Origin of the sequence: Propionicimonas sp., from assembly GCF_034927565.1 — a bacterium.
Classification (GTDB): domain Bacteria; phylum Actinomycetota; class Actinomycetes; order Propionibacteriales; family Propionibacteriaceae; genus Propionicimonas.
The window spans coordinates 1-13874 of the sequence record NZ_JAYFPT010000115.1 but is presented as its reverse complement, the minus strand read 5'-3'; the positions used below and the strand labels follow the sequence as shown (position 1 = coordinate 13874).

General features: G+C 70.8%; 16 protein-coding genes and 1 tRNA gene. 6 read left to right on the top strand and 11 right to left on the bottom strand.

Annotated features, from left to right (window positions below; translation table 11 throughout):
• Nucleotides 1-318 carry a type II toxin-antitoxin system PemK/MazF family toxin gene (locus VB080_RS15425; RefSeq protein ID WP_323419338.1) on the top strand — a complete coding sequence of 106 codons (318 nt, stop codon included), beginning with the start codon at nt 1-3 and terminating at the stop codon, nt 316-318.
• Nucleotides 319-493: 175 nt separating this feature from the next.
• Here VB080_RS15425 and VB080_RS15420 read toward each other — a convergent pair whose 3' ends face one another.
• Genes VB080_RS15420 through ssd form a run of 4 tightly spaced genes read right to left on the bottom strand, consistent with a single transcriptional unit; the run spans nt 494 to nt 4200 of the window.
• Nucleotides 494-1246 (bottom strand): type II secretion system F family protein, encoded by a 753-nt coding sequence (locus VB080_RS15420; RefSeq protein WP_323419337.1) that lies wholly within the window; start codon nt 1244-1246, stop codon nt 494-496.
• Nucleotides 1243-2028: a type II secretion system F family protein gene (locus VB080_RS15415; protein ID WP_323419336.1), complete on the bottom strand. Its 786-nt coding sequence runs from the start codon at nt 2026-2028 to the stop codon at nt 1243-1245. The genes VB080_RS15420 and VB080_RS15415 overlap by 4 nt, the downstream gene beginning before the upstream one ends.
• Nucleotides 2025-3173, bottom strand: a complete 1149-nt coding sequence (locus tag VB080_RS15410; RefSeq protein ID WP_323419335.1) for a TadA family conjugal transfer-associated ATPase — start codon at nt 3171-3173, stop codon at nt 2025-2027. The genes VB080_RS15415 and VB080_RS15410 overlap by 4 nt, the downstream gene beginning before the upstream one ends.
• Complete coding sequence (gene ssd / locus VB080_RS15405) at nt 3166-4200, bottom strand: septum site-determining protein Ssd (RefSeq protein WP_323419334.1); 1035 nt, start codon at nt 4198-4200, stop codon at nt 3166-3168. The genes VB080_RS15410 and ssd overlap by 8 nt, the downstream gene beginning before the upstream one ends.
• Before the next feature lie 123 nt (nt 4201-4323).
• On the opposite strand from ssd, the gene VB080_RS15400 reads away from it, so the two are divergent.
• Nucleotides 4324-5082 (top strand): class I SAM-dependent methyltransferase, encoded by a 759-nt coding sequence (locus VB080_RS15400; protein ID WP_323419333.1) that lies wholly within the window; start codon nt 4324-4326, stop codon nt 5080-5082.
• 53 nt (nt 5083-5135) lie between these two features.
• Complete coding sequence (locus tag VB080_RS15395; RefSeq protein ID WP_323419332.1) at nt 5136-5621, top strand: phage holin family protein; 486 nt, start codon at nt 5136-5138, stop codon at nt 5619-5621.
• 31 nt (nt 5622-5652) lie between these two features.
• Here the strand turns inward: VB080_RS15395 and VB080_RS15390 are convergent, their stop codons facing one another.
• From VB080_RS15390 to VB080_RS15360, 7 genes are all read right to left on the bottom strand, one after another.
• Nucleotides 5653-6921, bottom strand: coding sequence for an MFS transporter (locus tag VB080_RS15390; RefSeq protein WP_323419331.1), 1269 nt, complete (start codon nt 6919-6921; stop codon nt 5653-5655).
• Nucleotides 6922-7043: 122 nt separating this feature from the next.
• Complete coding sequence (locus tag VB080_RS15385) at nt 7044-7691, bottom strand: CoA pyrophosphatase (RefSeq protein ID WP_323419330.1); 648 nt, start codon at nt 7689-7691, stop codon at nt 7044-7046.
• A complete protein-coding gene (locus VB080_RS15380) occupies nt 7688-8254 on the bottom strand; it encodes a TlpA disulfide reductase family protein (RefSeq protein ID WP_323419329.1) in 567 nt (188 codons plus the stop codon). The genes VB080_RS15385 and VB080_RS15380 overlap by 4 nt, the downstream gene beginning before the upstream one ends.
• Nucleotides 8251-8925 carry an endonuclease III gene (gene nth / locus VB080_RS15375; protein ID WP_323419352.1) on the bottom strand — a complete coding sequence of 225 codons (675 nt, stop codon included), beginning with the start codon at nt 8923-8925 and terminating at the stop codon, nt 8251-8253. Before nth ends, VB080_RS15380 begins: the two co-directional genes overlap by 4 nt.
• 55 nt (nt 8926-8980) lie before the next feature.
• On the bottom strand, nt 8981-9472 hold the full coding sequence (locus tag VB080_RS15370) for a RidA family protein (protein ID WP_416339647.1): 492 nt from the start codon (nt 9470-9472) through the stop codon (nt 8981-8983).
• The gene (locus VB080_RS15365; RefSeq protein WP_323419328.1) at nt 9472-9630 is read right to left on the bottom strand and encodes a DUF4177 domain-containing protein; all 159 of its coding nucleotides are present in this window, start codon (nt 9628-9630) and stop codon (nt 9472-9474) included. The genes VB080_RS15370 and VB080_RS15365 overlap by 1 nt, the downstream gene beginning before the upstream one ends.
• An 81-nt stretch (nt 9631-9711) precedes the next feature.
• On the bottom strand, nt 9712-9990 hold the full coding sequence (locus VB080_RS15360; RefSeq protein WP_323419327.1) for a WhiB family transcriptional regulator: 279 nt from the start codon (nt 9988-9990) through the stop codon (nt 9712-9714).
• Between the two features lie 308 nt (nt 9991-10298).
• On the opposite strand from VB080_RS15360, the gene VB080_RS15355 reads away from it, so the two are divergent.
• The 3 genes from VB080_RS15355 (at nt 10299) to VB080_RS15345 (ending at nt 13873) form a co-directional block, all read left to right on the top strand.
• Entirely contained in the window at nt 10299-12824 is a 2526-nt protein-coding gene (locus VB080_RS15355) for a transglycosylase domain-containing protein (protein ID WP_323419326.1), read from the top strand.
• A 13-nt stretch (nt 12825-12837) separates the two neighbouring features.
• Complete coding sequence (locus VB080_RS15350; protein WP_323419325.1) at nt 12838-13743, top strand: metallophosphoesterase; 906 nt, start codon at nt 12838-12840, stop codon at nt 13741-13743.
• A 53-nt stretch (nt 13744-13796) separates the two neighbouring features.
• Nucleotides 13797-13873, top strand: a tRNA-Pro gene (locus VB080_RS15345).
• Nucleotide 13874 lies beyond the last annotated feature (1 nt).

The window sequence follows — 13874 nt, the reverse complement described above, 5'->3', positions numbered from 1 at the left end:
GTGCGGGAGATCTGCCTCGCTCGGCTGGACAAGATCCGCCCGGTGGTCGTGCTCACCCGCGAGGCGGCCCGTGCCGCCATGACGAAGGTCACCGTCGCGCCGATCACATCGACCGCCAAGGGCCTCAGTAGTGAGGTCCCGGTAGGGCCGGCCAACGGCCTTGGGCAGCAGAGCGTGATTTCTCTGGACAACGTTGTGACCATCCCGTCCAGTCTGCTCGGACGGACCGTGGGCTTCCTGACCTCCGAACAGGAGACGGTTCTGGCCAGAGCTGTTGTCCTCGCCTACGACCTCGACATCGCCCTCCTCGAAACCTGACACCACATCCTGATTGCGGCGGCTACGTGTATCGGCCGGTCGCACAATCCGGTTCCCCGAGGCCGTTCGAGGGGAATGCTCCCTCGTCTCGCCATCCTGAACCGGTTTCTGTAGAACACTCGCTCATCGCCACGAGCGGATGGATCTGCGCCGGGGCAGGCCGATCAGCATTGGCTCAGGGGAACACCGTCGAGATGATGCCGCCGAAGATCGGGACGATGCCCAGCAGCACGAACGCGGGCAGGAAGCAGAGCATCAAGGGCAGCACGCTGGACACCCCGGACTTCCGGGCCCGCACCTGGGCATCGGCCGCCGCACTCTTCCGCGCGTCCCGGGCGAGTTCTCGTAGCAGACCGGCCACCCCCATTCCTGAGGACGCCACCCGCGCCAGTTCCCGTCCGAGTACCTCCAGCCCCGGCTCCGTGCGCAGTTCAGCCCAGGCCTGACGGTCCGGGATGCCCAGCCGCACGCGGGCGACCACGCCGTCGATTGCCTCCGAGACCGGCCCACCCACCACCTCGGCCACACGTTCGGCGGCGACCCGCAACGGCAACCCGGCCTCGACCGCTACCGCCAGCAGGTCGCATGCCTGGGGAAGCCCGGACACCACCTGCTGCCGTCGGCGGGCCCGGGATGAGGGTTCGAACCTGCCCAGCACCACGAACCCCACCCCGCCGACCAGCGCCGCGCAGACGAGGGTGGCCCAGCCCCAGCCACTTGTCCAGATCGCCACCCCGGCCGCGGCCAGCGCCGCGGCAAGGGCTCGTTGCCGTACCCCGAGCGCGTCCGGCAACGGAGCCAGCCAGGCAGGAACGCCGCGGGCCGGACCCGGCTCGGCGAGCCGCCGCTCCCCCGGCGGCCGTACCAGGGCCAGCACCACCGCTGCCATCGCCAGGCTGGCCAGTACCACCCACACCACCGTGGTCACCCCCCGTGCCGTTCGGCGAGCAGGTCGGTCCACACCAGACCGGCGCATCCCAGCGCCACGCCAGCCACCAGGCAGAGCTCACCAACCGGTGTCCCGAGCAGGAAGGCAGCCGGGTCTCCACCCAGGGCGTAGCCGATCCCCAGCCCGGCGAGAGGCAGGACGGCCAGCAGTCTCCCGGTGGCCCGGGATGCCGCCAGCTCGGTGGCCACCGTCCGGCGAAGCTCGGTGTCGGCGGCCAGCCGGTCGGCAACTGCATCCAGGCTCACCGTCATCGATGCACCGGTCCGCTCGGCGACCTCCCAGGCGTTCGCCGCCTCCTGCAGCCCGGCACAGCCCGGCGTCTCGGCCGCCCGGCGCAGCGCAGGGGCCACCTCGCCTCCCAGCGCAGCGACCGCTGCCGCCTCGGCCAGCAGGGGCGACTCCTCCGCCGCCGCGCGGAGCGCAGCCGCCGGCACCAACCCCACCCGCAGTAGTCCGGCGAGCAACTGGCACCCGTGCACGACCTCGGACGCAGCCCGCTGGGAGACCGTCCGCCCCCGCTGCCGCCGCACCACCCAGACTGCACAGGCCACCACCAGGGCGAGTGATACCCCGACGGCCCAGCCACCCCACGCAACCCCCGCCAGCCCGACCGACACCAACGCAGCCACCGCCAGCCGGAGCGGATGCCCGGCCGGAACCGGCGCTGCCCGTGGTTCGACAGCCAGCCGTCGCAGCCCGGCCGCCGGACGCTGCCACAGCCAGGCCGCGGCGAAGGCCGCCAACCCGGCCCAGCCGATCACGGGGCCACTGCCTCTGCCAACCCGGCAGCGCCGGCAAGCCGCACCACCCCACCGGCCAGTGGGAAGCGCAGCGCGGGTTCGGCCCGGCACAGCCCGGTGGCAGGATCCTGGGCGATCACCCGGAACTCGTCCACCCACCGCCGCCCGTCGGGTAGCCGGCGGATGTGCACGACCAGGTCGAGGGCCGCCGCTACCTGCGCATGCAGCGCGGCCCGTCCCAGGCCTCCGAGGGCACCCAGTGCTTCCAGCCGGGCCGGCACGTCAACAGCCGAGTTGGCATGGATCGTGCCGCAGCCTCCCTCGTGGCCGGTGTTGAGCGCCATCAGCAGATCGGCCAGTTCGGCCCCCCGCACCTCGCCGACCACCAACCGGTCCGGACGCATCCGCAGCGCCTGGCGCACCAGGTCGGTAAGGGTGACCGCGCCGACGCCCTCGGCATTGGCAGGCCTGCCCTCCAGCCGCAGGCAGTGCGGATGGTCGGGGGCCAGCTCGCGCGAGTCCTCCGCCACGACGATCCGCTCGGCCGTCGGCACCAGGCCCAGCAGGGTGGCCAGCAGCGTGGTCTTCCCCGATCCGGTGCCGCCGGAGACCAGAAAGGCCCGGCGGCTCGCGACCACCTGGTGCAGCACCTGCGCTGCCTCGGGAGCCATGGTGCTGCCGGCCACCCAGTCGTCCAGGGTCATCCGTCCGGCCCGCGGTATCCGCAGCGACAGGCAGGTGCCGGCGTCGGCAACCACCCCCAGCACGGCGTGCACCCGCACGCCGGAAGCCAGCCGGGCGTCAACGAACGGCGAGCTGTCATCCAGCCGCCGCCCGACCGACGCCGCCAGCCGGACGGCGAGCCGCCGCACCTCGGCATCATCGGCGAAACTCACCCCGGCCGGCTCCAGCCCTTGGCCACGATCGAGGTAGACAGCGTCGGGGCCATTGACCAGGACGTCGGTCACCCCCGGCAGGCCGAGCAGGTCATCCAGCGGTCCGGCGCCGACGCTGTCCCGGCGCAGCGCCGCCACCGTCGCCCGAACGGTGGAGTCGCTCACCAGATGTCCCAGGTTGCGCAGCGCCAGGCCGACCTCGACCGGCCCGGCGGCCAGCCCGCGCCGTCCGAGGTAGCCCCGGACGGCTTCCACCGGCAGTTCAGCCATGATCGTCCTCCAGCAACGCGGCCAGCAGCCTCCGGCACGCCGCCAGGTAGCGACGACCGGCCCTGGTCGGCGGCTCGCCGCGCTCGGCAGCAGACGCCAGCACCTTGTCGGCGGGCAGTTCAGCGACCACCGGCAGGTCGAGGGCCTCGCCCACCACCGCCGGTGCGACCCCCTGCCTGACCCGCCGCACGACGAGGGCGGCCTCCTCCAGCTGGTGGGCCCGCACCACCTCGCGGGCGGCGGCCACCCCGCGCACACCGCCCTGCACGACCAGTACCACCCGGGTCGCCAGCCGCAACGACTCGCGCGCCGCCAGGGTCAGGCCACGACCCGGGTCGACCACCACCAGCCCGTGGCTGCGCCGCAACGAGCCGACGATCGCCGCCAGCGGCTCTCGCGCCAGGTCGATCGCCGGCCCACGGGCCATCGACACCACCGAGACGCCTGCCACGGCGGGCAGGTAGGCCCGCAGGTCACCGACGTGGCCGTCGGCACCGCTCAGCCGCGGCCAGCGCCAGCCACCGGCCTGCTCGGCCCCCAGCAGCAGGTCGATACCGCCGCCGACCAGGTCGGTGTCGACCAGCGCCGACGCCCCCGACCGGACGGACGCCAGGCAGGCCAGGGTGGCGGCCAGGGTCGAGGCCCCCACCCCGCCCGAGCCGCCCAGCACCGCCACCACCGGTGCGCGCCCCCCGCCCTGCCCCGGGTCGGTCATCACCGCCCCCAACCAGCCCGCCCCCTCCGGCAGACTGATCACCCGCGCGCCCAGCGGTGCCGACCACAGCGCCAGCACTGCCGGATCCTCCCCCACCAGGAACACCCCGTCCCGGTGCGGCAGCGCCCGCAACGCCACCGACTCCGCCAGGTCACCGGCGATGAAGACCGCCTCCGCCGCCCGCCAGCGGACGGCCACCTCGTCCGCCGCCGTCACCACCGCGGCAGCCACCTCCTGCGCGGCCGCCGCCGAGAGGACGACATCCTGCACGTCGCCCGGGCCTGCCACCACCAGTACGTCCCGTTCGTCCACGTCGTGCACTATCGGCAACCCGGCCCACAACGGTTCAACCGAATCGCCCAGCTGTGGAAAACTCTCGGTTGTCCACAGCCCCGCCTCGACGCCCAACGACCGATCGCGCCGTACGATGCGGCCATGACCAGCCCAAACCCCAGCGGCTTCCCGGTCGCCGCCCTGGACTGGCTCGCGCTTCCCGGGGCCACCTCCGTCCTCGCGGTCGGCGCCGGCTCGGTCGGCATCGCCCGCCGGCTCGCCACCCCGGAGGCTCGGATCGCCGCGGTCGACCGGGACGTCACCAGGGCCGCCGCCGCGGCGGCCCACCGTCCCGACCTGACCGTGGTTGCCGGCTCGCCCGACGCGATCCCGTTCGCGCCCTGCCTGTTCGACCAGGTGGTGATCGCCGACCTGCTGCACACCCTGGCACCACGACTCACCCTGGCCGAGTTCGCCCGGGTGCTCCGCCCGGGCGGCACACTGGCCGTCGTCCACACCGGACGGGACGACTCCGTCCCCTGGGTACGCCGGCTCGGCGGCATCCTGCGCAGTCTCGACCCACGGGCGATGACCGACTCGGGCTACCTCGGAACCGAGGCAGCCATGGCCCACAACCAGTACTTCCGGGAGGTCGAACAGCGCAGTTTCCGCCGCTGGGTACCGGTCGGCAAGCCCGAGCTGCTGGCCATGGTCCAGGCCTCCCCCGGCATCGCCGCCGCCCCGCCGGACGAACGCGACCGCGTGCTGGCCGAGGTCGGCGAGCTCTACGACTCCGCCGCCCGCGTGCCCGACCCGCTGCTGCTGCCCTACACGGTCGCCTGCTGGCGTGCGGTGGTCGACCACTCCGAACTGACCGCGTCGCTGGAGTCCTCCGACATCGGTCTGCGCATCACGCTGTGAGCCCCGTGCCGCTCGTCTACGCTGTGGCCTAACGCACCGTGAAGGAGCCTGACATGGCTGAGCAGCAGGATCTCGCCGGCATCATCGCCAACATCCAGGCGGATGTGACGGCGATCGTGAGGGGCGAGATCGAACTCGTCAAGGCCGAACTGGTGCCGCAGGCCAAGTCGGGCGCCGTCGGTGCCGGGCTGTTCGGCGCGGCTGCCTACGTCGCGATCACGGCCGTCACACTGCTGTTCTTCGGCCTGTCCTTCCTGCTCTCCCTCGGCTTCGCCACCTGGTTCTCGCTGTCGGCATTCGGGGCTGCCGCCTGGGGCTTCTCGATCATGGCCGTGCTGCTGCTGGTGGTCGCCGGGCTGCTGGTGCTGATCGGACGCTCCCGGATGAACTTCAGCAAGCCGAAGGCCGCGATCAGCCAGGCCGAGGAGTCGGTGGCCGAGGTCCGCAAGGCGGTCAGCGACGGCTTGCAGGAGGTCAAGGGACTCTCCCTGAGCGGCCGCCGCTCCGGACCAGAGCTCGAACCCGAGCTCGAGAAGTAGCCCGGCCGGGAGCCTCGGCGCCAGCGCGCGTTCAGGTGTGACCGTGGGCGGGCGCTGGTTCGAGGGCGTCCGAGCCGACCGGGGGCAGCGTCCGGCCCGGCACCCGCCAGGCCAGCCACCCCGCCGCCACGAACAACACCGACCCGAGTCCCATCGCCACCGGCATCGAGGCGACGTCGATGATCGCCCCGGCGACCAGCGGACCGACGATCATCCCCGAGTCCCCCGCCATCTGGTAGGCCGACAGCGCCGATCCGGCCGTGGCCGGAACGGTGTCGGCCAGCAGCGCCTGGGCAGCCGACCCGGCAGCCGAGGCGCCCACCGCATAGACGCACAGCAGCACGACCAGCGCCGGGAAGGACGGGGCCAGGGCGACCAGCGCCCCGATCACCGTTGTGACCGAAGCTCCGGCCAGCAGCATCGTCCGGCGTCCCAGGTGGTCAACCGCCCAGCCGGTCAGCGGCAGGCAACAGGCCTGGGCGAGTGCTGCCACGGCGAAGGCGACGCCGGTCATCGCGGTGGTCTGTCCCAGCACCTCGATCACGAACAGCGGGACGACCAGCGCGCGGACCCCGTTCGACTGCCAGCCATTGGCGAAGTTCATCGCCAGCGAAGCCCGGAAGCGCGGGTCGCGGACGAAGGCGCGCAGTGTCAGCTGGGACGCCGAGCGCTGCTCCCGGGTGGGCGGCCGGGTCGCCGGCAGGAAGACCAGCATGACCGCCGCGGCGCAGATCAGGGTGACCGCGTAGAAGAAGAACGGGAAGTGGATGCTCACCCCGCTGAGCAGTCCACCCAGGGCGGGGCCGGCCATGCCGCCCAGCACGAAGCCACCACCGGTGAGCGCGTTGGCGCGGCCGCGCAGGTGCGGCGGCACCACCTTGAACACCAGCGCCATCGACGACACCCCGTACAGCGCCGAGCCGAAGCCACCCAGCCCGCGCCAGACCAGCACGCCGGCGTAGGAGTTGGAGAACCCGATCAGGGCCGTCGTCAGCGCGAGCAGCAGGTTGCCGGCGATCGCCAGTTCGCGGGGACCGACGCGGGTGAGCAGGGAGCCCGCCAGTGGCATGGAGGCGAGCCGCACGATGGACAGTGAACTGACCACCAGGCCGACCAGAAAGGTGGAGACGCCGAAGGCCCGGGCGTACACCGGCAGCACCGGCGACATCACCCCGAACCCGATCGCGATGAAGAAACCGACGACGGCGACGATCCAGACCGCCAGCGGGAGCCGTTCCCGGGCTGAGCGTGCCGACAGTTCCTCCCGACCCCTGCGCCTGGGGTCGGGGATTCTGTGCACGACAACAACGTATACCCGCCGCCCGGGCGCTTCCGTCCGGGGCCAACCCCGTCCGCTCGCCCGAGCCCGTCATCCTGCCTGCACCCACACCGGCACGCCCGTCCAGCGGGGCGGCGGTGCCGCTACAGCCGCTCGCTGAAGAACCGCGGCGGGATCGCGGAGGTGCGGGACGCGTCCCAGGGCGTGGTCCAGCCCAGCAGGTCGAACAGCCCGTCCAGCAGGAAGGCGGTGAACCCCCAGATGAACAGGTCGCCGATCACGAACGCCGGCCCGGCGTAGCCGTTGGGCAGCATCCAGGTCAGCCGGTTGGCCGGGTCGAGCAGGGCAGGGACCCCGATCCGGTGGACGGCGGCGATCTCGACGGTGTCCACCGGCACCAGCTCCACCGGATCGCGCCACCAGCCCACCACGGAGGTCACGTCGAAGTCGCTGCGGACGATGTGCGCGGTCGGCAGCACGCCGAGCACCTCCACCGTGGCCGGGTCGATCCCCGCCTCCTCCTCGGCCTCACGCAGCGCGGCAGTAACCGGATCGGTCTCGTCCGGTTCCAGCGAGCCGCCCGGGAAGGCGATCTGGCCGGCGTGGTTGCGCAGCGTGGCGGTCTTCTCCACAAAGACGATCTCGTAGTCGTCGGCCGGGCGGCCGAGCAGGATCAGAACGGCGGCGGGCCGGGCTCCGGTCGGCAGCCGGGCACCCCGCAGGTGCGCCAGTGCGTCCGCAGCGGTGAACCGGGGACGCAGGTCCCCCAGTTCTGCGGGGAGCCCGCTCATGAGGCCAGCCCCTGATCGACCCACTCCTCGAGCTCGGCCAGCGACGTGAATCCGCCAGCCTGCCTCGCCACCACCCTGCCCTCGGCGTCGACCAGGATCGAGAACGGAATCCCCAGCACGGCCAGCGGGTCCGTCGTGGTCTTGTCGGGGTCAACCAGGTGAGGGTAGGTCCAGCCGGACAACTGGGCGAACTCGATCGCCCAGTCCGGCTGCGGGTCGTCGTAGTCGAGCCCGATCAGGGCGACGTCCGGCCGCGCCGACTGGAACTGCGCCAGTACCGGAGCCTCCTTCCGGCACGGCGGGCACCACTGTGCCCACAGGTTCAGCACCAGCGGTCCGCGCAGGCTGCTGAGCTTCACCGTGCTGTCACTCCCCAGACAGTCGAGTTCGATCTCCGGGAGTCCGCCCGGGACGGCCGGCGCGGTGACCGCCGGGCAGTCGGCGATCCCGGCAGCCCGGCGGGCCGCCACCAGGTCGACCGACGGGCTCGGCGACGGTACCGGTACTGCCGAGCAGCCGGCCAGCAGGATCGCCGCGGCGACCAGGCCCCACCGCCGGATCATCCCCGCGGCTCCCGGAGGAGGCCGGCGGCGACCTTCGGGTCGGTCGGCCCCTCCCCGTAGGACGGGCACAGTCCGGCGACCGCGCAGGCCCCGCAGGCCGGGCGCCGGGCGTGGCAGCACCGCCGTCCGTGCCAGATCACCCGGTGGTTCAGCAGCACCCAGTCGCGCTTCTCGAACAGTTCGCCGATCTCGCGCTCGATCACCTCGGGCTTGTCGGACGTCGTCCAGCCGAACCGCCGGGCGAGCCGGATGACGTGGGTGTCGGTGGTGATCCCGGGCACGCCGAAGGCGTCGCCCAGCACCACATTGGCGGTCTTGCGTCCCACCCCGGGCAGGGTGACCAGCTGCGCCAGCGTGCCGGGTACCTCGCCGCCGAAGTCGCGTTCCAGGGCGAGCCCGAGCTTGATCAGCGAGTCGGTCTTGGCTCGGAAGAAGCCGGTCGGTCGGATCAGGTCTTCCAGTTCGGCCCGATCGGCGGACGCGAGCGCTGCCGCGTCCGGGTAGCGCCGGAACAGCGCGGGGGTGACGGTGTTGACCCGCTTGTCGGTGGACTGTGCGGACAGCACTGTCGCCACCAGCAGCTGCAGCGGGGTGGCGAAGTCAAGCTCACAGTGCGCGTCCGGGTAGACCTCGCCCAGGGTGCGGTAGATCGCCCGGGCCCGCCGGACCAGCGCCGGCCGGGTCTGGGTCCCCGTCGCCCGCCGGCCACCCGTGGACGACGACGCCTCAGAAGGGGTCGAAGCTGGTTTCGGCAACGAGTTCCACCTCGACCGGTGAGTTGAGGGGCAGGGCGGCGACACCGACGGCGCTGCGGACGTGGTTGCCGCCGGCACCGAAGACCGCCGTGAGCAGATCGGAGGCACCGTTGGCCACCTGCGGCTGGCCACCGAACCCCGGCGTGCTCGCGACGAAGACGGTCACCTTCACCACTCGGCGAATACCGTCGACGCCGCCCACCACGCTGGCAGCGGCGGCAATCGCGTTCAGTGCCGCCGTCCGGGCGAGGTCGTAGCCCTGTTCGGGGGTGATCTCGTCGCCCACGACACCGGTCGCGGCGAGCGTGCCGGCCACGAACGGCAACTGGCCGGAGGTGAACACCTGGCCGGCCGACACCAGCGCCGGGACGTAGGCCGCCACCGGCGCGGCGACCGGTGGGAGCTCCAGTCCCAGCTCGGCGAGCCGGGCGGAGGCCGGGATGTCGGTGAGGTCGCCGGACATCACTTCTCCACCGGGCGTTTCAGGTAGGCGACCAGGTTCTGCTCATTCGGGCCGGGGACCACCTGGACGAGCTCCCACCCGTCGGCTCCCCAGGTGTCGAGAATCTGCTTGGTCGCGTGAATCAGGATCGGGACGGTCACGTACTCCCATGTGGTCATGCGCACACCGTACTCAGCGGCGCTGCCGAGGGCCATCGTCCCGCGTTCGCTGGACGGCTTCCCGGATGACGGCTTCCCGGATCAGTGGGAACCGCGCTCCTGCGGGCACAGGATGGCGGTCCAGGAGGTGATGTCGGTGCGCTGGCGGAGCAGCTGACGGCGCTCCCGCTCGGTCATGCCGCCCCACACGCCCCATTCGATGCGGTTGTCGAGAGCCTCGGCCAGGCAGTGGTTGCGCACCTCGCAGGCGTAGCACAGCACGCGCACGCGTTTCTGCTCTGCCCCTTCGGGAAACAGGTCGTCCTGCATTCCACGGCACTTGGCTTGAAGGGTCCAGTCTTCAGTATGTGCGAGCTTCAACGCGCTACACCTCTCACGTGGCCCTGCGGGAGGACACTCTGGTTGCGGGCGTGATCAAAAGGTTAGACCATTGCCCGGGCCTCCGGCTAGGAGCGATGCCGCACCAGGCCCCCAGATATCAGCTGCTGGACTCCCACGGCTCACCCCTTGAGACGGCAGCCACGAAGCCGGCCAGAAGGGACGCCAGCCCGTCCCGGTTCTGTCGGAGACCAGCGTCTCACGACCCCACCGTCCACGCTGCCGAAACCGCGAAACCAACACCGGGTGCCGTTCGGCAGCACGCAGGCCCATCACGTACTCTGGAATGCATGCATCTGGGCAAACGCCTCTATTCGCTCCTGATGTTCCTCGGGGTTTCCGTGCTCGGCGGCCTGTTGGTCGCCGGCCTCGGCGTGCCCGCGACGAGCATGCTGACCAGCGGCGGCAAGGACATGATGAACGGGTTGGCGGACCTGCCGACCGACCTCGACGTCCAGCCGGAAGCAGAGCGTTCGCGGCTGCTGAACGCCGACGGATCGCTGCTGGCGACCTTCTACGACCAGAACCGGGTGGTCGTCGGGTTGGACAAGATCGCTCCGATCATGGTCAAGGCCCAGATCGCCATCGAGGACCATCGGTTCCGCGAGCACGGCGCAATTGACCTCACCGGCACCCTGCGGGCGCTGGCCAGCACCGCGTCCGGCGTCACCCAGGGCGGTTCGACCATCACCCAGCAGTACGTCCGCCTCCGGCTGGTCCAGGACGCTCTCGACGCCAACGACAAGCAGGCCTATGACAAGGCCACCGAGAACACCGTCGCCCGCAAGATCCGGGAGATGCGGTATGCGATCGGCCTGGAGCAGAAGCTCTCCAAGGACGAGATCATCGAGCGGTACCTCAACATCAGCTACTACGGCGACGGCGCCTACGGTGTCGAGGCCGCCGCCAAGCACTTCTTCGGGGTCTCGGCCAGCAAGCTCAACCTGGCCCAGGCCGCGATGCTGGCCGGTTCGGTCCGCAACCCGCTGCTGACCAACCCGGTCAAGAACCCTGCCCTGGCCATCGAGCGCCGCAACAACGTGATCGACCGGATGCTCGAGATCGGCGACATCACCCCCGAGGAGGCTGCCGCAGCCAAGGCGGAGGACTTCGACCAGTCGAAGGTCACCGACAACAAGATGGGGTGCAAGAGCGCCGAGTTCCCGTTCATCTGCCAGTACGCCGAGTACTTCCTGCTCGAGTCGGACCAGAGCCCGCTCGGCTCCACCTATGACGAGCGCAAGGACCGGCTCTACAACGACGGTCTGACGATCAAGACCACCATCAAGCCGTCGAACCAGCGCAAGGTGCAGAAGGCGATCTCCAACTACATCGACGCGCGTGACCAGGTGATCGGCGTGGTCACGATGATCGAGCCCAGCACCGGACGGATCGTCACCATGGCGCAGAGCCGTCCGAAGATGGGCGACAACAAGGCCGCCGACGGCAAGAAGGACCAGTGGAAGGGCGAGACCTACTACAACTACGCGGTCACCAAGGCCGAGGGGGGCGCTGAAGGCTTCCAGGGCGGATCAACCTTCAAGATGTTCGTCGCTGCGGCGGCTCTCGACCAGGGGATGGGCGCCTACGGCAAGTACCAGGCCAAACAGCACATGGACTTCACCGGCAAGATCTACCGGAGCTGCAAGGGCAACTTCGCCGCCACGAAGTGGCCAGTGACCGGCGGGTACGGCGGTGCGATCGACATGTTCACCGGCGTCAAGAAATCGGTGAACACCTATTTCGCCCAGCTCGAACAGGGCGCTGGGGTGTGCGAGTCGGTCACGATGGCCACCAAACTGGGCCTGAAGATGGGCATGCCCACCAAGACCTACCCCAGCATCATGGCCTACGACAGCACCCCGTCCTTCACGCTGGGCGCCATCGAGGTCTCACCGCTCTCGCTGGTCTCGGCCTACGCGACGGTGGCCAACCGCGGCGTGCACTGCGACCCGATCCTGCTGGACTCGATCAAGACCAAGCAGGGCGCCGAACTGCCGGTACCGGACGCCAACTGCCGGCGGGTACTCGACAAGGATGTCGCCGACTCCCTGAACTACATCTTCCAGGGCCCGATGAACGGCGGGACGGCGACGCCGGCGAAGCTGTGGGGCGTTCAGATGGCGGGCAAGACCGGTACCGTCTCGAAGAACAAGGCGATCTGGACGATGGGCTACACCCCGGAGATCGCGGCCGGTGCGGTGATCTCCTACGACAGTGGCCAGCGGTTCGCCGACTACTACTCGCACCGCAAGAACACCTACATCAGAGGTGCCTGGCTGAAGCATTCCGGGCACGGTCTGCAGGGTGCGTCCGGCTCCGAGGCCGGTGGCCACCTCCTCAAGCCAGCACTGAGCGCGGTGATCAAGGACTACGACACCTCGGTCAAGTTCAAGTCGCCGTCCCAGTCGGTGCTGCGCGGTGAACGGGTCAGCGTCCCCAGCTGCAGCGGACGCAGTCTCTCCAGTTGCCAGAAGGCGCTGGAGAAGGCCGGGTTCAGCTGGTACGTCTCCAAGGTCGACTCCGACGCCGACAAGGGCACACTGGTCGGCCTCAGCCCCAGCGGCTCGGCCCCGAAGCGCTCTGCCATCAGCATCCTGGTCTCGAACGGGCCGAAGAAGGGCTCCGAGGCCTGGTGCAACGCCGGACGGATGGACAAGTCGGAGTGCGCGAAGTACCTGCCACCCCCGACCTGCGGGGAGGGCGAGGTCCTCCAGCCCACTCCGGCGCCCGGGGTGTGCGTGCCGGTGACCACCCAGCCGACCGAGCCCACCCAGCCCGGCGGACAGGGCGACGGTGGCAAACGGGGCCGCTGACAGTGGGACAGTTGTGATCGGGAAGCTCGCCGGACGGGCCGCGCTGCTCGCTGCCGGCTGCGTCGCGTACGGCACGTTCGTGGAGTCGCGCAGCTTCCGGCTGCGTCGGGTGAGTGTCCCCGTCCTGCCCGCCGGGGCACCCCAACTACGGGTGCTGCACATCTCCGACGCCCACCTGCTGGTGCGCAACCGGGCCCGGGCCAGGTTCATCTCCACCCTGGCTGCACTGGAGCCCGACCTGGTGGTCAACACCGGGGACAATGTCGCCGAGGCCGGGGCGATCGACACTCTCGCCGAGGCGCTGGGACGGCTGCTGGATGTCCCCGGTGTGTTCGTGATGGGCTCCAATGACTACTCCGGGCCGCGATTCTCCAACCCGCTGCGCTACGTGGTGCGTCCCACCACGCGCGACGGGGTGACCGATGCGAACCCGATCCCCACCCAGCGGCTGCGGACCGCCCTGTCCCGCGGCGGCTGGATCGACCTGACCCAGGCGCGTGCCTCGCTGAGGCTGCAGGGCGTCAGCCTCGACCTGCGCGGGACCGACGACGCCCACCTCGGCCTCGACCACTACGCCCTGGTCTCCGGACCGCCCGAGGCCGGCTCCGATCTGGCGATCGGCGTCACCCACGCCCCCTACCGCCGGGTGCTCGACGCGATGACCAGGGACGGCGTGCAGCTCATCTTCGCCGGCCACACCCACGGCGGCCAGGTCTGCGTCCCCGGCTACGGCGCGCTGACCACGAATTGCGACCTGCCCACCGACCAGGTCAAAGGCCTCTCCCACCACCAGGCGGACGACAAGTCGTCCTGGCTGCACGTCTCCGCCGGTCTCGGCATGTCGCCGATGGCCCCCTACCGGTTCGCCTGCCCGCCCGAGGCGACCCTGCTGACCCTCACACCGGGCACGTTTCGCTGATCGGCAGAGCTTCGGCTAAACTGCCACTCGGCCCTGGCACCATCGGGGCTGATCGGGGTGTGGCGCAGCTTGGTAGCGCGCATCGTTCGGGACGATGAGGTCGCAGGTTCAAATCCTGTCACCCCGACCAG

Bases quoted from the DNA above. Each gene is read 5' to 3' on its own strand.
- VB080_RS15365 (WP_323419328.1), bottom strand. From the start codon at position 9,630: ATGACCACATGGGAGTACGTGACCGTCCCGATCCTGATTCACGCGACC.
- VB080_RS15410 (WP_323419335.1), bottom strand. From the start codon at position 3,173: ATGGCTGAACTGCCGGTGGAAGCCGTCCGGGGCTACCTCGGACGGCGC.
- VB080_RS15355 (WP_323419326.1), top strand. From the start codon at position 10,299: ATGCATCTGGGCAAACGCCTCTATTCGCTCCTGATGTTCCTCGGGGTT.
- VB080_RS15380 (WP_323419329.1), bottom strand. From the start codon at position 8,254: ATGATCCGGCGGTGGGGCCTGGTCGCCGCGGCGATCCTGCTGGCCGGC.
- VB080_RS15370 (WP_416339647.1), bottom strand. From the start codon at position 9,472: ATGTCCGGCGACCTCACCGACATCCCGGCCTCCGCCCGGCTCGCCGAG.
- VB080_RS15385 (WP_323419330.1), bottom strand. From the start codon at position 7,691: ATGAGCGGGCTCCCCGCAGAACTGGGGGACCTGCGTCCCCGGTTCACC.
- VB080_RS15400 (WP_323419333.1), top strand. From the start codon at position 4,324: ATGACCAGCCCAAACCCCAGCGGCTTCCCGGTCGCCGCCCTGGACTGG.
- VB080_RS15395 (WP_323419332.1), top strand. From the start codon at position 5,136: ATGGCTGAGCAGCAGGATCTCGCCGGCATCATCGCCAACATCCAGGCG.